At 48.8% G+C, this 24,190-nt stretch carries 15 protein-coding genes; 5 read left to right on the top strand and 10 right to left on the bottom strand.

The features are described 5' to 3' along the window. Positions 1-79: 79 nt before the first annotated feature. From MHB78_RS12390 to gltB, 7 genes are all read right to left on the bottom strand, one after another. Entirely contained in the window at positions 80-1,186 is a 1,107-nt protein-coding gene (locus tag MHB78_RS12390) for a mandelate racemase/muconate lactonizing enzyme family protein (RefSeq protein ID WP_046131472.1), read from the bottom strand. Positions 1,187-1,206: 20 nt separating this feature from the next. Next, the gene (locus tag MHB78_RS12385; RefSeq protein WP_173427502.1) at positions 1,207-2,454 is read right to left on the bottom strand and encodes an MFS transporter; all 1,248 of its coding nucleotides are present in this window, start codon (positions 2,452-2,454) and stop codon (positions 1,207-1,209) included. Between the two features lie 58 nt (positions 2,455-2,512). After that, positions 2,513-3,529, bottom strand: a complete 1,017-nt coding sequence (locus MHB78_RS12380) for a glycosyltransferase family 2 protein (protein ID WP_046131474.1) — start codon at positions 3,527-3,529, stop codon at positions 2,513-2,515. A gap of 12 nt (positions 3,530-3,541) precedes the next feature. Further along, on the bottom strand, positions 3,542-5,239 hold the full coding sequence (locus MHB78_RS12375) for a DUF6044 family protein (protein ID WP_046131475.1): 1,698 nt from the start codon (positions 5,237-5,239) through the stop codon (positions 3,542-3,544). Between the two features lie 39 nt (positions 5,240-5,278). After that, the gene (locus tag MHB78_RS12370) at positions 5,279-5,524 is read right to left on the bottom strand and encodes a hypothetical protein (protein ID WP_157759337.1); all 246 of its coding nucleotides are present in this window, start codon (positions 5,522-5,524) and stop codon (positions 5,279-5,281) included. A gap of 224 nt (positions 5,525-5,748) precedes the next feature. Then, a complete protein-coding gene (gene gltD / locus MHB78_RS12365) occupies positions 5,749-7,230 on the bottom strand; it encodes a glutamate synthase small subunit (RefSeq protein ID WP_046131476.1) in 1,482 nt (493 codons plus the stop codon). A 16-nt stretch (positions 7,231-7,246) separates the two neighbouring features. Then, a complete protein-coding gene (gene gltB, locus MHB78_RS12360) occupies positions 7,247-11,806 on the bottom strand; it encodes a glutamate synthase large subunit (protein ID WP_046131477.1) in 4,560 nt (1,519 codons plus the stop codon). 147 nt (positions 11,807-11,953) lie between these two features. On the opposite strand from gltB, the gene MHB78_RS12355 reads away from it, so the two are divergent. Next, the gene (locus MHB78_RS12355; RefSeq protein WP_046131478.1) at positions 11,954-12,856 is read left to right on the top strand and encodes a LysR family transcriptional regulator; all 903 of its coding nucleotides are present in this window, start codon (positions 11,954-11,956) and stop codon (positions 12,854-12,856) included. 128 nt (positions 12,857-12,984) lie between these two features. Here MHB78_RS12355 and MHB78_RS12350 read toward each other — a convergent pair whose 3' ends face one another. Both MHB78_RS12350 and MHB78_RS12345 read right to left on the bottom strand, forming a co-directional pair. Further along, on the bottom strand, positions 12,985-14,430 hold the full coding sequence (locus tag MHB78_RS12350; protein ID WP_065894542.1) for an IS1182 family transposase: 1,446 nt from the start codon (positions 14,428-14,430) through the stop codon (positions 12,985-12,987). A gap of 122 nt (positions 14,431-14,552) precedes the next feature. Further along, positions 14,553-16,481, bottom strand: coding sequence for a hypothetical protein (locus MHB78_RS12345; protein WP_052948524.1), 1,929 nt, complete (start codon positions 16,479-16,481; stop codon positions 14,553-14,555). Positions 16,482-16,598: 117 nt separating this feature from the next. Between MHB78_RS12345 and MHB78_RS12340 the strand changes: the two genes are divergently transcribed. From MHB78_RS12340 to MHB78_RS12325, 4 genes are all read left to right on the top strand, one after another. Continuing rightward, complete coding sequence (locus tag MHB78_RS12340; RefSeq protein ID WP_046130930.1) at positions 16,599-18,173, top strand: alkaline phosphatase family protein; 1,575 nt, start codon at positions 16,599-16,601, stop codon at positions 18,171-18,173. 120 nt (positions 18,174-18,293) lie between these two features. After that, complete coding sequence (locus tag MHB78_RS12335; RefSeq protein ID WP_046130929.1) at positions 18,294-18,767, top strand: MarR family transcriptional regulator; 474 nt, start codon at positions 18,294-18,296, stop codon at positions 18,765-18,767. After that, a complete protein-coding gene (locus MHB78_RS12330; RefSeq protein WP_046130928.1) occupies positions 18,764-20,491 on the top strand; it encodes an ABC transporter ATP-binding protein in 1,728 nt (575 codons plus the stop codon). The genes MHB78_RS12335 and MHB78_RS12330 overlap by 4 nt, the downstream gene beginning before the upstream one ends. Continuing rightward, on the top strand, positions 20,488-22,314 hold the full coding sequence (locus MHB78_RS12325) for an ABC transporter ATP-binding protein (RefSeq protein ID WP_046130927.1): 1,827 nt from the start codon (positions 20,488-20,490) through the stop codon (positions 22,312-22,314). Before MHB78_RS12330 ends, MHB78_RS12325 begins: the two co-directional genes overlap by 4 nt. 58 nt (positions 22,315-22,372) lie before the next feature. Here the strand turns inward: MHB78_RS12325 and MHB78_RS12320 are convergent, their stop codons facing one another. Further along, positions 22,373-23,932, bottom strand: a complete 1,560-nt coding sequence (locus MHB78_RS12320; RefSeq protein WP_046130926.1) for an alkaline phosphatase D family protein — start codon at positions 23,930-23,932, stop codon at positions 22,373-22,375. Positions 23,933-24,190 lie beyond the last annotated feature (258 nt).

Genomic DNA, 24,190 nt, shown 5'->3' with positions numbered 1-24,190 from the left:
GGATGTAATCCCCTTTACCTGAACTTGTCCTCTATTCACTATATGAAAGGGGAAAACAAAAATATAACAGATTTTAAGGCTAGCCGTAAGCAGTCCCGTCCCAGAGGTATGCTTTGACTAACTCTGTATCTACCTCAATTCGGTCAGGCACATGAACATAACCGTTCACTGTTCCGTAATGGACGAGCTGTGAAAATGGGTTTTCCATCATGTCCCACTCAACCGGTTCGATGTCTGCTCCGGCCATTTTCGTCCACGGCGATAAACAGGCCTGAGCGAAAACCGCATATAATCTCGAAAGCGCTCCGTCATAACAGTGCGGGGATATACGTCTGCCAAACGTGCGGGCAATCTGCAAGGTGCACCGAAAATCGTCTATTCCCTCACAGTGCATAACATCGGGTTGGATGATATCGACGGCATGTTCCAGCAGCAGCGGCAAAAACTGCCCGGCTCCTTTCATATTCTCCCCTCCGGCAACCGGTACGGAAAGAGCTGAGCGCAGCAGTTTGTACTCCTTTATATCAGCGAACGGCAACGGCTCTTCAAACCATAGAAGATTTGGCCATATCGAAAAGTAACGCTCCCATTTGCGAGCGGCGGCCAAATCGTAGCTTTGGTTGGCATCCATAATAAAGCGGATCTTTTGCTCTGTCATGACTTGGAAATCCTGAATATGTTTCAGGTCCTCGGCAAATGTCCTGCCTCCCGTTTTGATTTTGACTTGTTGAAACCCCTGGCTGACGGCTTGTTCGATCAGACGAAGGGAATGTTCGCGCCAGTCGGTTCTGTCAGAATAGGATTGAAAGGAGGCGTAAACCGGAACCTGTTCTCTCAGCTTTCCTCCCCATACATCACATATCGAAAGACCGGCTTTTTTTGCCGCAATGTCTGTCAAAGCCATGCTGACGGCCGCTGCCGCCCGCTGATGCCATTTCTTGATGACGCTGACAATCTGCATGCGGTCAGTGGCTTGTTTTCCGATTAAAAAAGGGATGATCCGTTTTTGAAATCCGGTTTCCAATAAGGGCAGCCAGTCTGCGCACTCCCCCCAGCCGGTGAGCCCTGACGCCGTTGTGATTCGGATTAAATAGAGTGTTCTGTAATGTTTATAACCGTTCGCGTCCCCATAAGGAGAGGAAAGCTTGTGAAATAGCGGGTACGTTTCAACTTTTTCAATGCGCATATCTTCTCCCATCCTTCGCGTCAAGCCGGCTGCAGTCCTTCAGGCCCCTTTTTTTTCGAGTCTTCTTTTTTGACGTGGATCATTGTGAGAACGAGAATGCCGATGACAAGGGTCAGCCCTGCGATGGACATGAACATTCCGATTTTTGACCATTCCATCAGCCGTCCGAAAATCGGCGGTCCGATGGCCACCCCCAAAAATCGGACCGAACTGTAAAGCGATGTCACAAATCCCCGTCTTTCTTTGCCGACAGCGCCCGTTATGAAGCTGTTGACGCAAGGCAGGACAAAGCCTGTGCCGATACTGCTGACGACGAGAATCGAGATAAACGGAACGAGAGCGGAGAAAAATGACAGCGCCCCGTAGGAAGCCGTTATAAATGCGAGTCCGATCAACATCAACCTTTTCATCAGCCGCTGATTTTGTCCGATTTTACTTCCGGTAATGTATGAAGTCGTACACATGACGAGAAGCGGAATCGCCAAAATCAGCCCTTTTTTCACGCCATCTGTTTGGAATTCTTTCTCAAGCACATCAGATAAATAAAACAAAATGCCAAACAGAGTAAACAGGCAGACCGCACCTGCCAAATAGGCTGTAAAAAGCCATCTGCCCTCATGTTTAAACACGCTCACAAGTCCCTTCACATATTTCCCAAAGGCCGGCGGCTCTTTCTTTTTGTCGTTTTCTTTAATAAAAATCCAGGTGAGCAAGATTGGAGCAATACAAAAAGCCGGAAAGGCAAAAAACACCCAATACCAGGCGATCAATGCGATGAGCGAGCCCAATATCGGCGACAGCACCTTTCCGAAGCCGTTGGAAGCCTCGACAATGCCAAGCACCCTGCTTTCTTCAGAGCCTTTGAACAGGTCTCCCGTCAGCGCCATGGCGAGCGATGCTGTACCTGCTGCTCCGAGTCCCTGCAGCCCCCGGCCGATCAGCACCCATGAATAAGCATTCTCAAATGTCGTGGAGGCGAATCCCGCGAGAATCCCTCCTATACCATAAAGAAACAAACACGGTATAATAATGACTTTTCGCGAAAATCTGTCAGCCAGGTAGCCGAGCAATGGAATAAAAACGGCTGCCGTTATCGAAAAGACAGTAATGATTAGACTGACCTGGAACTGAGACAGATGGAGCTCGGATTTCATTTTGGGCAGAATCGGAATCAGCATTGAATTTCCCAATGTCATAATGACGGGGATCGATCCGATGGCAACAATGGTCAGCCCAGAGGTTTGTTTTTCTTCCATAAGCTTGTACATCCTTCCTTCTGCAAAATAAACTTGACATCCCAATTAGATTTCCCGCAAGCGTCAGTTGCTATTCTCTGCCAACCGCTGTCGTCCCTTGAATGTTCTCGCGGCTGCGCTGTGTTAATCGCTCTGTATACAAATCGATGTCAACCGTATACTTCGGCCGGTTTTTCACCTCGGTAAAAATCGTTCCGATATATTCGCCGATGATGCCGATTCCCATTAATTGCAGGCCTCCCAAAAGCCATATCGAAATGATCAGGGATGTCCAGCCCGCATTCGTATAGCCGAGCATCTTTTGAATGACCGCATAGATGCCGGCAATGCCGCTCAGAAAAAATAAGAAAAAGCCGATAAGCGTAAAAAAGCGGATGGGGGCCACACTGAATGAGGTAATCCCGTGAAAAGCAAAGGACAGCATCTTTTTAAGCGGATATTTCGTCTCTCCTGCAAGCCTTTCCTTTCTGTCATAGAACACCTTTGCCGAACGCAGTCCGATAAGCGGCACGATCCCGCGCAGAAAAACGTTGGCTTCATGGTAGCGCGAAAGCTCTTCAAGCGCTCTTTTGCCGAGCAGGCGGAAATCAGCGTGGTTGTCGACGAGACGGATGCCGAGTTGGTTCATTAGCCTGTAGAACCACTCCGCGGTCGTGCGCTTAAAAAAGGTGTCGGTTTTCCGGCTGCGGCGGACGCCGTAAACAATTTCATATCCTTCATGATACTTTTTTATAAACTCGCGAATCGCGGAGACGTCGTCCTGAAGGTCGGCATCGATCGAAATTACGCAGTCAGATTTTTGCTTCGCTTTATCAAGCCCTGCCAAAAGCGCCTTTTGATGTCCCGTATTCCGGGCCAATTTCAAGCCTGTTACATAATGGTTTTTGGTACTTTCCATGGCGATCAATGACCATGTCCGGTCTTTTGATCCGTCATCAACGAAGAGCAGCTTGCTGTCGGCTGAAATCAATTTTTCCTCCGCCAAATCGCATAACACGGCGGTCAGCCGCCTCGCTGTTTCTGAAAACACTTCCTCTTCGTTATAACACGGAATGACGATCGTTAGTAAAGGCTGCGGTACATTCAATGTGCTTCCTCCTCACTTGGCTTCATATAAATAAATGTTCCAGGCCGATTCGGGATGGCTGAACCGTTTTAAAAACGTCAGTTTGTTTTGCTCGGCATTCATAATCGGTACCGATGAAAAGATATAGCGCCCTCCTATTTCTTTAAAGGCTTCTGCGTTTAACTCCAGGTTGGTGATTTTCTTTTTGGAGTTCTTTTTAAAAGCATAGTGTTTCCCGAGCTCCGCGACGAACAGGTAGCAGCGGCTCCCCCATTCATCAAAGTAGCGCTTTAAGGCGGCGTTTTTATCAAGCTCCTTAGCGATGATTTTCCGGAATTGATATTTGTATTTCAGCGGATAAATATTGGCATACGTATCAAGCGTGTAAAAACCGTTGTACTGGGCAATCGCCGGATGGAGGCCGATGCTTGCCACCCGGTATGAACGCTCTGGCTTCCCGATATATTGTTTGATCTGTTTAAATTGTTCGGATGCGTAAAACTCCCGGAATGACGGGGCATGCCGGTATGCCCCGTACGTCAGCTCCTCATGAAAAGGAACGAGAACGATAAGCTGTGCGGCAAGCGCCGCATACACAAACCGCCGCCACCTTTTTCCGAGCCGCCACAAAATATAGCATGCCGCCGCAAAGCTTACATAGATGATGAGCGGCCGCAAAAAATGAAAGCGGGCGAAGTTAAACGCCGCCAAAAGGCTGAACTTTTCTTTAGGCAATGCCCATAGCTTGTTAAACCATAACGCATACCATAATGAAAGCGCGTAATTGAAGAAGAACAGAAATATAAAGAGTTTTTCTTCGCGGCTGCGCCGTCCCTGTTTTCCGATGGTGATCACCAGAGTAAGCAGGATGACCGGAAGAATGACTGCCGTATGAACCGTCATTACGTGATTGTGGCCAAGGACGAAATTTTTAACCGACAGGCGGAAAGAGTGCCAAAGATCGTGCCTTGATGAGATAAATTCAACGCGGTGCATCGTCTCGCCTGAAGAAAACATCGAATACACAAGGCGGTATTCCACGGCAAGGAAAATCCCCGTCATAAAAGCGATGCTTCCTAAAAACGGAAGGTTCACATCGCGTTTGATGAAGAGGTCATACAGCCAAAGCAGCGATACGGCTGCAAGGAAAAAGAAAAAGCCGAGGACAAAGCTTGAGTAGAGCGGCAAGAGTGCTAGTGTCAGCCACTCTTTCACAGAATAATCGCGCCCCCGAATATTTAAAAAGGCCCAGAGTGCCAGCGGGTGCCCCAGCGTGCTCAGCATTCCGGAGGGCCAAAACGGCGTAAGTGCAAAAGCGAGGGAGACGCCGATTCTGATCAAATAGGCTTTGTCAGCCCGAATGATATGTTTTTTCAAAAGCAGGTACATGCCGATGAAGGCAAACACGCGCGTTATCGTTTGACTAAGCGCATACGCGGTCATCGACGGAAACAAGGCGTGCAGCCAGACAATCCCGCTCCATTCCGTACCGTAGGCGTCGCGGGGCAGCCCGTTGATGATCTGCGGAATGACGGCTTTTACACCCCCGAGCAACTGCCCGCTTTCCGCCAGCACTTTATACCAGGCGATATTCGAGTCCAGGTTGTCGTGAACGCGGATATGGGCGTCTTCGTTAAGTATGTAAAGCGGCAATACATAAAGCAAAATTGCGGTAAAGGCAAGCATGAGACACTTGTTCTCACGGCTGATCTTTTTTGCAAATGACGACATAAAAACAACACATCCATACAGAAATTTGTGGGGCGGCTGTCACTTCTTTGTTATTATTTCTGCAGGTGTTCTGAAAAATTCATCAAAATAAAAAAGGGGCTTTCCGGCAATACGGAAAGCCCCTTTCTTACCGCGGATAGTATGGGTATGGCGGGTAGTATGGGTAATATGGAAAAGGATACGGGTAATAGAAGTACGGGTAAGGATAAAACGGACGAGGCCTTGGGCGCGGACGAGGCCGCGGGTAAGGATACGGATAATATGAATAGGGCTGCTGCCTTTCATCAGTCATATCTTCCAAGTCATCCATGAAATAACCGTTTGCTTCCAACTCAGGTAGCCCTCCTTGTATAGTTTGAATACTTTAGGCTATGATGCTGACTAGAAAATGGAGTACGTACAAATTATTATGTTCTGTAATCCCCCGCGGCAAGCAAAAAGCCCGGCTCACCGACCCGAAAAAACAGGTCATGCTGCCAGGCTGTCATCTATTCATAATCCCCTTTGCTTTACGGTAAAACAGAACTCCCCATTAAATACCGGTCTACTTCGCGGGCTACCTCGCGTCCTTCATGAATGGCCCAAACGATTAAGCTTTGGCCTCTTCTCGCATCCCCGGCTGCGAAGACTCCTTCGACATTTGTTTTAAACTCCCCGTATGGTGCGTCGATTTTATTTCTGACCGCTTTGACCCCGAATTGCTCGAGAAGCGGCTGTTCAGTGCCTTCAAAGCCGATGGCGATGAAAACGAACTGGGCCGGCCAGACTTTTTCCGTTCCCGGAATTTCGTGAAATTCAAACTTCCCTTGCTCGTTTCTCACTTTTTTCATTTGAATCGTGTGCAATTCCTTTAGATTCCCGTTTTTATCTGCGACAAGTTTTTTTGTTTGAATGCAGTACTCTCTCGGGTCTTTTCCGAATTTCGCCTGCGCTTCTTCATAGGCATAATCGAGTGTATAAACGTGCGGCAGTTCCGGCCACATGTTTTCGGCGGTTCTTGTGTCAGGAAGCTTTGGATGTTTGCCGAACTGGACGACGCTCCGCGCCTTTTGGCGCAAAGCCGTGGCAACGCAGTCAGCTCCCGTGTCACCGCCGCCGATGACGATAACGTCTTTGTTTTTCGTATTAATACATTTTTTGTCTTTGAAATTTGAATCGAGCATGCTTTTGATTGTGCCTGTTAAATAGTCCATCGCAAAGTGAACGCCTTTTGCTTCACGTCCTTCAATCTGCAGGTCGCGCTGCTTTTGCGCCCCTGTGCAAAGAATGACCGCATCGTATCGGCTTTTCAGCTCATCTGCCGTAATGTCTTTGCCAATTTCTGTATTGGTGATGAAATCAATGCCTTCCTGTGTCAATAATTTGATGCGGCGCTCTACGACGCTTTTTTCCAGCTTCATATTCGGAATCCCGTATGTCAATAGACCGCCCGGGCGATCGGCACGCTCATAAACGGTGACGGAGTGCCCCGCCTGATTGAGTTGATCGGCGCTTGCAAGGCCTGCCGGACCGGAGCCGACAATCGCAATTTTCTTGCCGGTCCGTTTTTTCGGTATCCGCGGCTTGATCCATCCGTTTTCAAACCCTTTATCAATGATCGTCCGTTCGATGCCTTTGATCGAAACGGCAGGATCGGAAATCGCCACTGTGCAAGAACCTTCACAAGGCGCAGGACAGACTCGCCCCGTAAATTCCGGGAAGTTGTTCGTTTTCAGCAGGCGCTCGAGCGCTTCTTTCCACCTTCCGCGGTAGACAAGATCATTCCATTCCGGAATCAGGTTATGAATCGGACATCCTGACGTATAGCCGCCGATGTCCATGCCGATTTGGCAGAAAGGCGTGCCGCAGTCCATGCAGCGCGCTCCCTGTCTTTTTGAAGCTTCCTCAGAAAATGGAGACGAATATTCGTTCCAGTCGTTTATCCGCGTGAGAGGATCGCGTTCAGCAGGCTTTTCCCGCTTGAACTCCATAAATCCTGTTGCTTTGCCCATTTTCCCCTCCCCTTTCTTACTGTGCCACCGCTTCTTTTGCTGAGGCAGAAGTTTGAATCTTTTGCTTTGTACCGGCTTCAAACGCGTACATCATCGCTTCTTCGTCAGATAAGCCGGCAGCTTTTTGCTCTTTTATCCGCTCTATCATTTGTTTGAAGTCTTTCGGAATCACTTTAATAAACCGGGTGACGGCTGATTCCCAATCTTCAAGAATCGAAGCCGCTTTAGAGCTGCCTGTATAGCGGTAATGGTTATCAATCATCGCTCTCAGCTCCGACATTTCCTCAGGCGCTTCAAGCGTCTCGAATTCGATCATTTCCATGTTGCATTTCCGTTTGAACGCCTTTTTGTCTTCGGCGTACACATAGGCGATTCCGCCTGACATCCCGGCTGCGAAGTTTTTGCCGACATCCCCTAATACAACGACGCGTCCTCCGGTCATATACTCGCAGCCATGGTCTCCGATTCCTTCGACCACAACATTTACCCCGCTGTTTCTGACGGCAAACCGTTCACCGGCGAGCCCGTTAATATAAGCTTCACCGCTTGTTGCCCCGTAAAATGCGACGTTTCCAACGATGACATTGTCGCGGAAAGCCGGATTGAAATCGTCCGGCGCCTTGACGGCGATTTTTCCGCCTGACAAGCCTTTTCCGATATAATCATTGGCATCCCCCGTCAAATAAAGCGACATGCCCTTCGGCACAAATGCCCCGAAGCTTTGCCCGGCAGAGCCCGTAAAGCGCAGCGTGATCGTGTCATCAGGCAGGCCTTCTTCCCCGTACCGTTTTGAGATTTCGCTTCCGGTGACCGCTCCTGTCACACGGTTGATGTTGCGGATCGCAAACGACGCTTCCGCCGGAAGCCCGTTTTCGATCGCAGTGCCTACCGCAGGCAGTATCTCGGTCATGTCAAGCGACTCATCGATTTTATGATTCTGCGGCGTACGGAATGTACGTGCGCCTTCGGGCTGGTGCAGCAGATTTGATAAATCGAGCTGACCGGCTTTCCAATGCGCTTTTGCGCGTTCGCTGACGCGAAGGACATCTGTGCGGCCCACCATTTCGTCAACGGTTCTGAAGCCGAGCTGCGCCATCAGTTCGCGCACTTCCTCTGCGACAAAGCGCATGTAATTTACGATGTGATCCGGGTCACCCATGAACTTTTTGCGAAGCTCAGGGTTTTGCGTCGCGACCCCGACAGGACATGTATCCAAATGGCAGGCTCTCATCATCACACAGCCGAGCACGACGAGCGGGGCTGTGGCGAAGCCGAATTCTTCCGCACCTAAAAGCGCGGCCATCACGACGTCTCTGCCTGTCATTAATTTTCCGTCCGTTTCTAATACAACCCGTTCGCGCAGGCCGTTGAGCATCAATGTTTGGTGCGCTTCTGCAAGGCCAAGTTCCCACGGCAGGCCGGTATGCTTAATGCTCGTTTTCGGAGATGCGCCTGTACCGCCGTCATAGCCGCTGATGACGATGACGTCTGCCGTAGCCTTTGCGACACCGGCCGCAATCGTGCCGACGCCGGCTTTTGCGACGAGCTTCACGCTGATCCGCGCATCGCGGTTGGCGTTTTTCAAATCGTGGATCAATTGCGCCAAGTCTTCGATTGAGTAGATGTCATGGTGCGGCGGCGGTGAAATCAAGCCGACCCCCGGCGTTGATCCCCTGACATTGGCAACCCACGGATAGACTTTATTTCCCGGAAGCTGTCCGCCCTCTCCGGGTTTTGCGCCTTGGGCCATTTTGATCTGCAGTTCGTCAGCGTTGACGAGATAGTGGCTTTTAACGCCAAAGCGGCCTGATGCGATCTGCTTGATGGCGCTGCGGCGGTTGTCGCCGCTTTCGTCCGGAATAAAGCGCGCCGGATCTTCCCCGCCTTCCCCGCTGTTGCTTTTTCCGCCTAAACGGTTCATCGCAATCGCCAGTGCTTCATGAGCTTCCTTGCTCAACGAACCGAATGACATAGCCCCGGTTTTAAAGCGGCGCACGATCGATTCAACAGATTCGACCTCTTCGAGAGGCAGCGGATTCCGCGTGTTGTCAAAGGTAAAGAGATTGCGCAAAAAGCCGATTCTTTCTTCGTCCGCAGCCTTGGAATACTGCTTAAAGAGACTGTAATCTCCTTTGCGGCAGGCCCATTGCAGCGTATGGATCGTTTTTGGGTTAAAGGCGTGATGTTCGCCGCCTTTTCTCCATTGAAAATCGCTGCCTGCATCAAGCGTCTCATTTAACGTATCTGCATATGCTTCCCTGTGGCGGCGCTTCGCTTCTTCAGCGATCGTATCAAGCCCGATGCCGCCGAGCTGTGACGCCGTACCTGTAAAGTAACAGTCGATAACATCCTTGCCGATGCCGACCGCTTCGAAAATTTGCGCCCCCCGATAGCTTTGAACAGTGGAGATTCCCATTTTCGACATTACTTTGACGACGCCTTCGGTTACGCTTTTGCTGTATTTTGTGACAGCTTCCTCGTAGCTGATTGAAAGGGCACCTTCTTCAATCGCTTTTTTATACGTAGCGTACGTGAGATACGGATGGATGGCATCCGCTCCGTAGCCGATCAATGCGGCAAAGTGGTGAACTTCCCTTGCTTCACCCGATTGGGCGATGATGCTGACCTTCGTGCGTTTCCCGGCGCGGACCAAATATTGATGCAGAGCGCTGACGGCAAGAAGTGCAGGAATCGGTGTTTTTTGTCCGTCCATTTTGCGGTCGGATAAGATGAGCAGCGTAACCCCTTCTGCAATTGCTTTGTCCGCTTCCTTGCACATGTCTTCAAGTCCGCTTTTCAAATCGCCGGTAAACAGCGTGTCGATCGTCTTGCTTTTAAAATCCTGATGCACAAGCCCTTTCAGCGAGTTGAACTGTGCGTTCGTTAAAACAGGCGTATACAGTTTGATCCTGCGGCAGCTGTTTTCGTTCGGATGAAGAACGTCTCCTTCGGCTCCGAGCCATGTCAAAGTCGATGTGACGATCTGTTCGCGGATCGCATCAATCGGCGGATTGGTGACTTGGGCAAACAGCTGTTTAAAGTAATTGAACAGCGATTGCGGCCGGTCTGATAAAACGGCAAGCGGAACGTCATTTCCCATCGACCCGAGCGGATCTTTTCCTTCCGTAATAATCGGAATCAAATATTTTTGAATATCCTCATACGTATAGCCGAACGCTTTTTGGCGGGTCAAAAGGTCAGGCACAGGTTTTTCCTCTGTTTCCTCGATGTCATTGCTGACATGAACCAAGCCTTTCTTCAGCCATTCCTGGTATGGAAACTCGCCGGCGATTTCTGATTTCACCTCTTCGTCCGAGATGATCCGCCCTTCTTCGAGATCAACCAGCAGCATTTTTCCAGGATCAAGCCGGTCTTTGTACAAAACATTTTCCTGTTCAACGTCAATGACGCCGACCTCAGAGGAAAAAATAATGTAGTCGTCTTTTGTGACATAATAGCGTGCCGGTCTGAGTCCGTTACGGTCGAGAATCGCACCGATCTGCTTTCCGTTTGTAAACGAAATCGCCGTCGGGCCGTCCCACGGCTCCATTAATGAGCTGTGGTATTCATAGAAGGCTTTCTTTTCCTTTGACATGTATGGATTCTCGTTCCACGGTTCAGGAATCAGCATCATTGCCGCATGCGCCGGCGTTCTTCCTGCGAGCACGAAGAATTCAAAAGCGTTGTCCAGTATGGAGGAATCACTTCCGTTTTCATCCAGGACCGGAAGGACTTTCTTCAGGTCGTCCCCGAACGCTTCGGAAACAAACTGCTGCTCTCTAGCTTTCATCCAGTTCATATTGCCGCGAAGCGTGTTGATCTCCCCGTTATGGATAAGATAGCGGTTCGGGTGCGCCCTTTCCCAGCTCGGAAACGTGTTTGTGCTGAAGCGTGAATGAACAAGCGCAAAAGCCGAAACAAAATCTTCATCCTGCAGGTCTTCATAAAAAGCATCAACCTGCTCAGGCGTAAGCAGCCCTTTGTAGACAATCGTGTTGCTCGAGAGGCTGACGACATAAAACGATTTTTCCCGTTCGCGCGCCCAGTTTTCCGCCTGCTTGCGGATGATGTATAATTTGCGTTCAAACGCCAAGTTGTCTTTAAGCTGTCCGTTCGCCCCGATAAATACCTGCCGGACGACAGGGGCGCTTTTTTGTGCCACTGTTCCGATTTTTCCGACATTAGTCGGTACAGTTCTCCATCCGAGCACAGCCTGACCTTCTTCTTCGATCAGATGATTAATGTGCGCTTCAATTTGCTCGCGTTCGCTGTCAACTTTTGAAAAGAAAATCATGCCGACCCCATATCGCCCTTTTTCAGGCAATTGAAAGCCGGAACAGACTTTTCTGAAAAAAGCATCAGGAATCTGCATCATAATGCCCGCTCCGTCTCCGGTATGCGGGTCACTGCCCTGACCGCCCCGGTGGTCCAATTGACAAAGCATTTGCAATCCTTTTTTGACGATATCATGGGTAGGAAGGCCTTTTAAGTGAGCGTAAAGACCGATTCCGCATGCATCATGTTCAAATTCAGGACGGTAGAGACCTTGCGCTTTCGGTAATTGGTTATAAGTCATAGTTCCTCTCCCCCGTTCATTTTTCCCGTTAATCCCCGGTCATAAAATCTTACAAATTCTAATCCTATTGTAGGTTTTCAAATCTATACAAACAATATATAATTTAGATTAAAACAATCTCATTTTGAGATGAGCAGGTGAAACACGATGGAATTACGCCAGTTGCACTACTTTATGGAAGTAGCAGAAAGGGAACACGTATCAGAGGCCGCCATGCATCTCCACGTCGCCCAGTCGGCGATCAGCAGGCAGATTGCCAACCTCGAAGAAGAGCTCGGCGTTGACCTTTTCGAACGCGAAGGCCGAAATGTTAAACTCACACCGATCGGAAGGCAGTTTTTGGATCACATTAAAACCGCGATGAAAGCGATCGATTTTGCGAAAGAACAAATCGATGAGTATTTGGACCCTCACAGAGGAACCGTCAAAATCGGCTTTCCGACAAGCCTTGCGAGCCAGTTTCTTCCGACCGTCATTTCCGCGTTTAAAGAGGAGTATCCGAACGTCGCTTTTCATTTGAGACAGGGTTCATATAAATTTTTAATTGAAGCGGTGAAAAACAGGGACATCGATTTGGCTTTTCTCGGTCCTGTTCCGACGAACAATGCCGATATTAAAGGAGACATTTTATTTACGGAAAGCATTTTTGCCCTCGTTCCGGTCAACCATCCGCTCGCTGAACAGAAAAGCCTTCATTTAGGCGATCTCAGAAACGACAATTACGTGCTGTTTCCGGACGGGTTCATCTTTCGGAAAATGGCGGTAGACGCTTGTAAACAGGTGGGATATACCCCGAAAATATCGTCGGAGGGCGAAGATTTGGATGCGGTAAAAGGGCTCGTTTCCGCCGGGATAGGAGTAACGCTTTTGCCGGAAAGCGCCTTTAATGAAACAACCCCCCGTTTTACGAAGAGAATCCCGATTGATTATCCTCAGGTCAAACGGACCGTGGGGATTATCACGCCGAAAAACAGGGAGCTTTCCCCATCTGCAAAAGACTTTTACCAGTTTGTGAAGAAGTTTTTCTCGCGCCTTCAGCAATATCAATAAAACCGATCAGTCAGCCGGGTGCTTTCGCCCGGCTGGTTTAATTATTTTATCATAAAAAGAAAATTAATGTCTGAATTTTTAGTCTTTTGTTCTCCGGATGAGTTTCTTCTTTATTAAAATGGCCGCCTTCAAAAAAGGCGGCCGCAGACCGTTGACAAAACAGGTCGGATTTTTAAAATCCGACCTGTTTTTGTCCATTTTATTCTATTATTTCGATCAGAAGGCTGGCGGTTAGGACCTTTCCAGGTCCAATTCGCCAGCTTTTTCAGATTCATGGCAGCGAAAACAAGCATCGCCTGCATGGACAATTTTTTCTTTCCCCGTAGGGTTGTCCAGCGCAGGCCATGCTTATGTTTTAAATCGGCAAAAACTCGTTCGATCGTCTCTTTACGTTTGGCATAGATTTGTTTATTCTCTTCCGTATGCCGAAGATGATCAGCTTCGTCTAAATGATCCTGCCAGATATGTCTGTGAATCATCTTTCGATGATCTCTACTTTCTGTACATGTATGTAGTAATGGACATGGTTTACATCGTTTTGGATCTGAAGCATACTCTCGATAACCTTGCCGATTGGTTGTGCGATAGGAGAGAATATGGTCTTGCGGGCAGATATAGACATCATAAAATTCATCGTAAACATACTCGTGTTTTCTCATGAATCCTTTTTTGGTTTGCGGACGCGTGTAAGGCATAACAGGGCGAACGTTTTCTTCATGAAGAAATTTTGCGATAACCGGTGTTTTGTATCCGGCATCAACTGCGACCGTATGAGGCTTGGCAACGCGCTCTTTTACTTGTTGAAACAGCGACGCGAACACTTGGCTGTCATGGATATTGGCAGGCTCAACAACCGTTCCCAGCACAAATCCGTTCCGATCACAAGCTGTATGAAATCCATAGGCAAAAAGACGTTCTCGTTCGCCTTTGACAAAATATCCGCTCTCAGGATCAGTTGTACTTTCCTTTACTTCTCGTTCCTCTAAGCATCGCCTGGGCTTTAAGGGCTTTTTTCCGTTCGCTTCGCGATCGGCATTAATTTCTTGATCTAGCTGCTCCTGATAAGCTCTTGTTTCTTTTCTTACGATCTTTTTCACAAACTTTTTCTTATTGGCATTCGCTTTGACATGTGTGCTGTCGATGAAGGCGACCGAAGGATCGACGAGGCCGAGATCCATGGCTTGACGTAAAATCTTATAGAAGATTGTTTCAAATAGGTCTGTGTCATGAAAGCGACGTTCATAGTTTTTACTGAAGGTTGAAAAATGAGGGATTTTTTCAGAGAATCCATATCCAATAAACCAGCGATAGGCTACATCAGTTTCGATTCGCTTAATGGTTTCGCGCATGGAGCGATGACCAAACACGTATTGAATGAGCACCATTTTAATCAGTACAACAGGATCAATACTTGGACGCCCTTTTGAAGAATAAAGAGGGGCAACTTTTTCATAAATAAATGAAAAATCAATGGCTTCTTCCATCTTCCTGACCAAATGGTCTTCAGGTACAAGCTCACTTAAGGCAAAGACTTCAAGCTGTTCACGCTGATCTTTAGAGTGTTTGGTCAACATGGTAAAACCTCCAAAAATTAGATTCCACACACATTTTAACAAAAAAAGCTTGTCGATCAAGCCACTTTTTTTGTGACTTTGTCGACAAGCTGTGGCCGCCTTCAAAAAAGGCGGCCGTTCCCTCATTCCTTCGGCATTTGAAGGCTCATTAAATAGTCGATGACTGCTTTTTGTTCCTTTTTAGAAAAACCGCTTTTCGGGTCGATCCAAAATTCGTGTCCCTTCCCCGTGATTCTGACGGCTTTTACATCTGGCGAAGCCGCATTGCTCTTGATCACGCGAGTCCTGAGATCCCTGTCGATCAAAGCGAGCAGGCTGTTATAAGGGTCGGCCGGTTTGCCTTTTGCCAATGTTTCCGTGATGCCTGTTTCCTTGAGTGAGCTTCCGACCGCGGCGCCGCCGTCGTGCAAGTATGGGGCGCTCCAATAAAGACCGATAAGGCTTGGGACTTTATAGCCGCCCGGCGAGCCGTTTTTCGCCCATGCCAGTTCGACTTGCTTTGGATCAAAATGGTTTGTCGGCACCTTGAGCACCTTTGCGCCGCTTTTAACCGGAACCGTCGTACTCGGCGCGTACATCGTGCTTTCGCCAAAGATCTTTTCCGTTTTTTTGAAAGACTGGGCCCTTGTCGGCTCAGTGCCGATTTCTTTCGCTGATATGACCTTGTTATTCGTGAAATAACGGCCGGAATGGCAGGATATGCACCCCGCTTTTGCGAAAACGGCTTTTCCTTGTTCGATTGACTCCCTGGCCGCTTTTTGCGGCGGCTTCGGAGGTTCAAGCGTGTTTTGCCAAGCGGATACGGCGTTGTTTTCTTCGTTTACCTTTTTGTCCGGAGAACCGACGTGAACACCGTCCGGCGCAGCCAGCGTAATCTTCGGAAAGCTTGGCGGCCTGACCATCTGATTGACGCCCGGAACACCCGGGGTCGGATCAGCTTTTGCAAAAAACGCTGAAGGGCTCTCCCCTTTTTCAGGATGATAGCGGTACGACCGATCTGCCGCACGCTGGAGAATCGTTCCGATGTACACGTCAGGACTTATTCCGAAAAGAGCCCTGCTCCCGGGGGCTTGTGAGAGGCTGTCAGAGTTTTGTGCATGAACGTTGTTGCTGAACACGCTTAAGCCTTTAAACGGACCGGCCATGGCGGCTCCGCTCCAGCTGTATGGATGGTCGCCCAATGTATAAGCATCCGGAATTTGCGTCGGATTGCTTTTCATATCGATCGTCGAGTCGAAAAAGCCCCTCGGCCATTTTAGAAAAACTTGATCGACTGCGGTTTCAAGCTTATCCGGATCGGGAAGGCGCTCTTTCTTGCCGTTTGCCGCAGTAATCACAGGGCTGTTGTCGTTGATGAACCGTTTGATGCTTTTGATTTCTGAATGTGTAAAATAAGCGGCCGAATTTGTCGCAAGGGCCAGCAACAATCCGGTGTTCAAATCCGGATTTGTCACCCCTTCCATCACCTGCATCGTCTTCGGATGTGTCGTCGCGTGGCAGGCCGCGCAGCTGATGCCGGCTTTGATTTTACCGTCCGAATATTTAAACGGCATTCCGAGGGGAGCGAAGGCTCCTTTCGGCACATCGATTCCGGTATCGATCACCTCCCCTTTTTTAAACGTCTTTCCGCCAATGTTCGCCGTTTTGGCGAGCTCGACCCGTAAATTTGTCGTTCCTTTCCCTTTGAGCGCGGCAATCGCTTTTGTCATATTCGTAACCGTGATCGGTCCGTCAAGGAGTCCCAGGATATCGGTCAAAAAAACTTCGTTGCCGAATGTCTCCTTATAAAATACGTCCCTTCCCAACTGATGGAGCCGATCATCGACTTTTACCGCACCCTTTTGGCTTGAAACCCGCAGGCGGTCAGCATCTTTGTTTGAAACGAATGTTCCCCACATGTCATATCCGTTCGTCCTGTTTTCTTTTGAGATGACTTTTTCTTTGGGCGGCATATAAGCATATTCGGGTTCAAGACATCTCAGCGTCAAAAAGACGGCGGCGATTAAAACCGCGGCAATTGCAAGGATCGCCGTGAATTTATGTTTTCTCACGTCGTTTTACACTCCTTTCTAAATGATTAGATTTCCCCGTTTTACCAGCTATATATGTCAGACATCCATGGCAAAATATGCTTATCATCCGCCCGATTTGTAAAGGAATGAAGCCATATGAAAAAACTGACCATCATTGCAATCATCCTCTTATGCGCGCTGTTCTCATTTATCATATGGATCAATGCCGGGGAGGAAAGACAGACGCCGGCGGCTGAAAACATTGAAGCGGTCAAAACGGCAGATAAACCCGTCATCGTGCTGATCGTGGATTCTTTAATGGACCGGCCTTTGAAAAAGGCCATCAACGAAGGACGCGCTCCGGCCCTTCGATTCTTTTTGGAAAAGGGCCGCTATCATCCGGGAGTCGTCAACGCGTATCCGACCATGTCTGTTTCGATTGACAGCACCATCATGACGGGAGCTTATCCTGACCGTCACCGCGTAGCAGGACTTGTCTGGTATAACCAGGACGAACATCGGATCGTCAACTACGGGAGCGGCAAAAGCGACATTGCCGCACTCGGGGTGAAACAGCCGATTAAAGACGCCATGTATGCTTTAAATCAAAAACATTTAAGCCCGCAAGTGAAAACGGTTCACGAAGAACTGGAAAAACGGGGAAAGCATTCCGCTTCCATCAACGGCCTCGTGTACCGCGGCGGATATGATCATGACCTGAACATTCCGCCTCCTGTCAAACGCCTTGGCCTGATGCCTGAAAAGATGGCCGTAAAAGGCCCGGCTATCTTTTCATTCGGCCGTTTTGCCCAAGCAGATCCTCATAACCGCTATCAGCGGATTTGGAACGGGTACGGGCTGAATAACAAATTCACTGCACAGGAACTGTCTTATTTGATTAAGAAACACAAGCTTCCTTCCCTGACCGTAGCCTATTTTCCCGATAATGATCACAGCACTCATCATAAAGGACCGGCGGATACAAGCGGATTGGAAAAAACGGATCAGCAGCTTCAGCGCATTCTAAACGCCTACGATTCCTGGGATGCCGCCGCCGAACAAGCGGTATGGATCGTTATGGGAGACAGCGGCCAGACGTCCATCGGCCGCGACAGGCAAAAATCGGTGATTCGGCTCCGCTCTCTTTTTGGCGATTACCGGATTCCGAAAATTGATAAAAGACCCAGTGAGAAAGATCAACTGATGTTTGGCGTAAACGACAGGATGGCATTTATATACATGCTTGATCAAAGCATATCTGTAAATGACGCCGTAAAGCCGCTCAAGCGCGATGAAAGGGTCGGCTTTGCAGCCTGGAAAGACGGCGGCTGGGTATATGCTACCTCAAAACAAGCGGTAAAACCGCTTCGCTTCCGCCCCGGCGGAGGATTTGCCGATCAGTACGGACAAACCTGGACGCTCGACGGGGATTTTTCCGTATTGGATTTGTCGGCTGACGGAACGTCTCTTTTCTACGGCGATTATCCCGATGCCCTCGCCCGGCTTTTCAGCGCCTTTCACTCCCATCCCGGCCGGTATATCATCGCTGATGCGAAGCCCGGTTTCCAATTTGCCGATCACACATCGCCGATACACCCCGGTGGAGGCGGACACGGCTCTCTTTATAAAACGGACAGCCTCGCTCCGATGATCATCACAGGCTCCGAAGAAACGCCCGAACATTTCCGCCATGTCGAATTAAAAGATTTTTTCCTCAAACTCGCCGAGTAGCCTGACACAGTCAGGCTTTTTTATTCAAAGGTTTTTCGTTGACACGATTTTGCTGTTGTATGTAATATAATGATAGCTATTTAGTTTACTTACTTAATTAAATTTGAAGCAGGTGCCATTATGAAACAAAACCAAATCAACCGTGATGCGGCGGTTGAGCAATTAATCTGCGCTTTTAAGCGGCTCCGACGCTCGGAAATGAGCCGGTCGTTCCCTGAGATGGAGTGGAAAAAAAGCGAAGCCAAAGCGTTGATGTTCTTAAATGAAACAACGGGGCGAGAAGGCAAAAAGGTATCGGAGATCAGCCACTTCCTGAATGTCACGTCCCCTTTTGTGACACAGCTTTTAAACAGGCTCGAGCAAAAAGGGCTGATTTTCCGCCGCATGGATCAAGCAGACCGGCGGATCGTCCGCATTTTTTTAACAGAAGTGGGAAGAAGCGCGGCGGACGAAGTGCACAAAAAGCTGAATCAGTGGTTCGGCCAGCTCGTCTCGTATCTTGGCGAGACAGAGAGCAGGCAGTTTGCCGATCTGATTCATAAAATGTCCGACTTTATTGAATGCAAAAAAACTGAAAAGAAGGTTGAAACATGATTTCTCTTTTAAAATACTTAAAACCTTACAGATTGCAAGTTGTCTTTGTAGCGCTTTTTACGCTGCTCGGCAGCATGCTGGAGCTTTATTTGCCGACGTTAATGGCGGATGTCGTCGATATCGGCATTGTGAACTCGGATATTACATATATCCTCAAAATCGGCGTGTGGATGGTGGTTTGCTCGCTCCTCGCGATTTTGTTGACGATGGGAAAAGCATTCTTCGCCTCGAGAACGTCTCTTGCTTTCGGCAGAGACATCCGCAGAGAGCTGTTTGTCAAAGTTGAACATTATTCGCTTGAGGAGTTTGGAAAAGTCGGCGCCTCTTCCCTCATCACCCGGACGACGAACGATGTCAAGCAAGTTCAGGATGTTCTGAATATGATGCTGTCATTGATGACGAGAGCGCCGCTCATGCTGATCGGCGGCATCGTTTTGGCCGTATACAGGGATGCGAAGCTGTCCTTGATCTTTGTGGCGTCACTGCCGATTTTGGCTGGACTGATTTTTCTGATCACAAGAAAAGCCGTTCCCCTTTTCGGCGTCCTGCAAAAAAAGACGGACGGCCTCAATCTTGTCCTCCGTGAAGGGCTGACAGGCGTCCGCGTCATCCGCGCGTTTAACCGCGCAGATCAAGAAAAGGAAAAATTCCGGAAGGCCAATCAGGAATTCCGCGATACCGGCATCGCTGTCAACAGAATTATGGCGTTTTTATTTCCTGTGATGATGATCATGATGAACTTTACCAATATCGCGATCATCTGGTTTGGCGGAATCCGCATTGATCAAGGCGATATGCAGGTCGGAAACTTAATGGCCTTCCTCCAGTATGCATCGATGATTTTGTTCGCTTTGATCATGCTTGCGATGACGTTCGTAATGATCCCGAGGGCTCAGGCTTCCGCCGACCGGATTAACGAAGTGCTGTTGATCAAGCCGAATATCACAGATCCTAAGCAGCCTTCAGAACATACCGGCCTCCGCGGTCATGTTGAATTTAAAGGCGTCACATTCCGCTATGCCGGAGCCGAAAAACCCGTCCTCGAAGATATTTCATTTCATGCAAAACCTGGTGAAATGACCGCGATCATCGGAAGCACGGGTGCGGGGAAAACGACGATTCTGCAACTGATTCCAAGATTTTTCGACGTTGAAAAAGGTTCGGTTCTCGTAGACGGAACGGACGTCAGAAAGATCCCGCAGAAAGAGCTTCGCGAAAAGATCGGTTACGTTCCGCAAAAGGCTTCTTTATTCAGCGGAACAATCAAAGAAAATGTCCTATTCGGCAAAGAAGATGCAACAGACGAGGAAGTGACAGAAGCGCTCGAAACCGCTCAGGCTTCAGAGTTCGTCAAGGAAAAGGAAAACGGCATCGACTCGTATATCGAGCAAGCGGGCGCCAACCTCTCAGGCGGACAGAAGCAGCGCCTTTCGATCGCCCGCGCCCTCGTCAGGAAACCGGAAATCTACCTTTTTGACGACAGCTTTTCAGCGCTTGATTACAAAACAGACCAAAAGCTGAGAAAGGCGCTGAAAGAAACAACTGCTGATGCGGCCGTCATTATCGTCGCCCAAAGGGTAAGCACGATCACTGAAGCAGACCAAATCATCGTGTTAAATGAAGGAAAAATAGCCGGAATCGGCACACACCAACAACTGCTGGAAGAAAACAGCATCTATCAGGAGATCGTCGCATCCCAGCAGACTGAGGAGGAGAGCGCATGAGTAAAAAAGAACATCGGCATCCAGGCTCTATGACTCCTGTTATGCAGCAGCAAAGACCGAAAGAATTTAAGAAAACGATTTTAAGGCTTGCCGGCTATTTGAAGCCGCGGACGTTTCAGCTTGTGCTGGTCATCATTGCGGCGATTTTATCGACATTGTTCAATGTCATCAGTCCAAAGCTTCTTGGAGACGCCACCTCTTCCCTATTCGAAAGCTTTACGAAGGGAACGGGCGTACAGTTTGGATTTCTCGGCCGGATTACGCTGATCCTTGCAGGGCTGTATTTACTTTCTGCTCTATTTACATTTTTGCAGCAGTACTTGATGGCCGGAGTCGCCCAAAAAACCATTTTTGAAATGCGCCAGGAAGTCAATGAAAAACTCTCGCGGCTTCCTTTAAAATATTTTGACAAACATTCGCACGGTGATACGCTGAGCCGCGCGGTCAACGATATTGACAACATCAATACATCGCTTCAGCAGGCGCTCACGCAAATGATCACATCGGTGATCACCATCTTGGGAATCATCATCATGATGCTGTTGATCAGTCCGGTGCTGACGCTTGTCGTGTGCATCACGATTCCGCTCAGCATGCTTGCCGTGAGACTGATTGCCTCTTTCTCGCAAAAGCACTTTGCCGCACAGCAGAAGGAAATCGGCTCCATTAACGGGCATGTTGAGGAAATGTTCACTGGCCATCAGGAAGTGAAAGCGTTCGGCCATGAAGACAAAGCGATTCAGCAGTTTGACGAAATAAATGAGCGTCTGTACCAATCCGGCTGGAAATCGCAGTTTATTTCCGGATTAATGATGCCGATGATGACATTCATCGGAAACCTCGGCTATGTTTTCGTCAGCATTACAGGAGGCATTTTTGTTTTAAACGGAACGATTCTTGTCGGAGGCGTTCAAGCTTTTATTCAATATACCCAGCAGTTTTCCCAGCCGCTTGTCCAAGTCGCCGGCATCGCCAACACGATCCAATCGGCGATCGCTTCCGCGGAACGGGTGTTCAGCATTTTGGATGAGGAAGAGGAAATGAGGGAAACGCCTGCCGATCTCGATCTTGCGACATTAAAAGGCGATGTATCATTTGAACACGTCGCGTTCGGCTATGATGAAAGCGTTCCGGTGATCCGCGATTTAAACATTGATGTCAAAGAAGGCCGGACGATCGCGATTGTCGGACCGACCGGCGCCGGCAAAACGACGATTATCAACCTGCTGATGAGGTTTTATGAAGTAAACAGCGGCAAAATCAAAGTCGGCGGCACGGATCTCACCGATCTGTCGCGCGAACAGGCAAGAAGCATGTTTGCGATGGTTCTTCAGGACACATGGCTGTTTAACGGAACGATCCGCGACAATATCGCATACGGACGCGAAGGCGCGACAGAAGAGGAAATCATTCAGGCGGCCAAAAGCGCCTATGCCGACGATTTTATCCGCACCCTCCCCGACGGCTATGACACGGTATTGACGGAAGATGCGCAAAACATCTCCCAGGGGCAGCGGCAATTGCTGACGATTGCAAGAGCGATTTTGGCAGATCCAAAGATTTTGATTTTGGATGAAGCGACAAGCAGCGTCGACACCCGGACGGAAATGAACATCCAAAAAGCGATGAACAGGCTGATGGAAAACCGCACGAGTTTTGTCATTGCCCATCGTCTTTCTACAATTAAAGATGCGGATCTCATTCTCGTAATGAAAAACGGAGATATTATCGAAAAAGGAAGCCATGAAGAGCTTCTGCGCCTAAAAGGCTTTTATGCAGATTTGTACAACAGCCAGTTTTCACAGGAGGAAGCTGTCAGCTAAAAAGAAAAGACTGTGCCCAAAAGCGCCGACACGCTTTTTAAGGCACAGCCTTTTTTATTTACATATTTTCATAGACGCGGCGGACACCGGGCCGTCCATTCTCGCAAATGAATGAAGCAACGGTTTCGATCGGTGCACCAGGTCTTGATACATACTCGAGAAGCCGGTAATCGGTTCGCCACTGCTGCGGCGTCACCGTGCAGCGTACATAGCCGCGCTGATCGTTAAAAAATTTCAAATGGGGATTTTCTGCATAAAGGATGTCAGGATTTTTGATTGTATTCGCACGATCTCCCCCAGACGTCACGGAGGTTCCGGCAAATTCAGCGCCGACCGTTGTCGAATTTGGGTTATCAAAATCGCTTTTGATGTCAAAAACCCAGTTCGTATGAACGTCCCCTGTCAAAACGATAGGGTTTGAAATATGCTGCTTTTGCAAAAATTCGACAACCTCGTTTCGTTCGGCCGAGTATCCGTCCCACCCATCCATCGGCAATACTTTAACATCACCGTCCTGGTGATCGACCTGCGAAAAAAAGACTTGCTGGGCGAGGACGTTCCAGATCGATTGTGAACGGCGAAGTCCGTCATACAGCCATTTTTTCTGTTCATGTCCTAAGATCGTCCTTGAGGGGTCGGTCGATTCAAAGCTCGGAGGCTTATTGCCGTCTTGATTGGCCTGATCGTCCCGATATTGCCGGGTATCAAGGATATGAAACTCCGCCAAGTCGCCGTATGTGACTTTCCGGTACATCTGCATATCCTCGGCCCTTGGCAGCGACGACCGTCTGAGCGGCATATGTTCATAAAAGGCCTGATATGCGCTTGCCCGCCTGAGGATAAAAGGTTCAGGAGGCTGATTTTTTTCTGGAGTCAGCCCGGCGTAGTTGTTTTCCACGTCATGGTCGTCCCATGTCACGATCCACGGAAAAAGCGAGCGGGCAAGCTTATAGTCGCGATCATACAAGTACTGGGCGTGACGCGTTCTGTAGTCGTCGATGGTCAAGGTTTCCGCACCTTTATGAAGGCGGACATTTTTAGCGTTTGTGCCTGGGCCGTACTCATAAATCGTATCTCCTAAATGCAAAACAAAGTCGAGTTCTTCTTCGGCAATCCGGCGGTATGCGGTGTAATATCCTTCTTCAAAATGCTGGCAAGAGACAAAAGCGAATACAAGCTGATCAACAGAGGCGGTTTGGAGGGGAAGCGTTTTCGTGCGGCCTGTCTGGCTGGTTTCATACCCCGCATGGAAGCGATAATAATAAACGGTGTCAGGTTCAAGCCCCTCGACTTCGGCATGAACAGAATGGGCATACTCCCGTTTGGCTGTCTCTTCTCCTTGCTTGACGATCTCCCGGAATTCAGGATCGCGGGCGACTTCCCATTTCACGGTCACGTCTTCTGGAGGCATCCCTCCCCCATTAAGCGGCTCTGGAGCGAGCCGGGTCCACAGCACTACTCCGCCGGGAAGAGGTTCTCCTGAGGAAACTCCTAACGTAAACGGGTATGCGGTAAACTTCGGCACTTTTTCCGCCGATGTCCTCCCATCTGATTCTGCTGTCAGCAAACGACCGTCTGCGGTTTTCTCGTGAAAAGACTCTGAAACGTTTGTTTTCATATCAAGTCTCCTTTACGATTAAATTGAAAACAGCCAAGAGCTTTCCGGCAGGTTCACTTTTTTGTAAGCGCAATCATTCCTTTCATCTATTAAAATATACTGCTATTTAAAATGTAACAGACAAGCCCTGATATGTAAATGAATCCCATCTGAGAACCGCATATTTTGTCCCTTTTCAAAGCGCAACTTTTGTCCGGTTGACAAATTTTTCAAAATATGTCCGTTGAAACAAATGCAAAAAGGGTGCTAACGTAATGG

It is taken from the genome of Bacillus sp. FSL K6-0138, assembly GCF_037982765.1.
Lineage (GTDB): Bacteria > Bacillota > Bacilli > Bacillales > Bacillaceae > Bacillus > Bacillus glycinifermentans.
The sequence above is the reverse complement of the archived record's forward strand: the minus strand, read 5'-3'. Positions and strand labels throughout refer to the sequence as shown.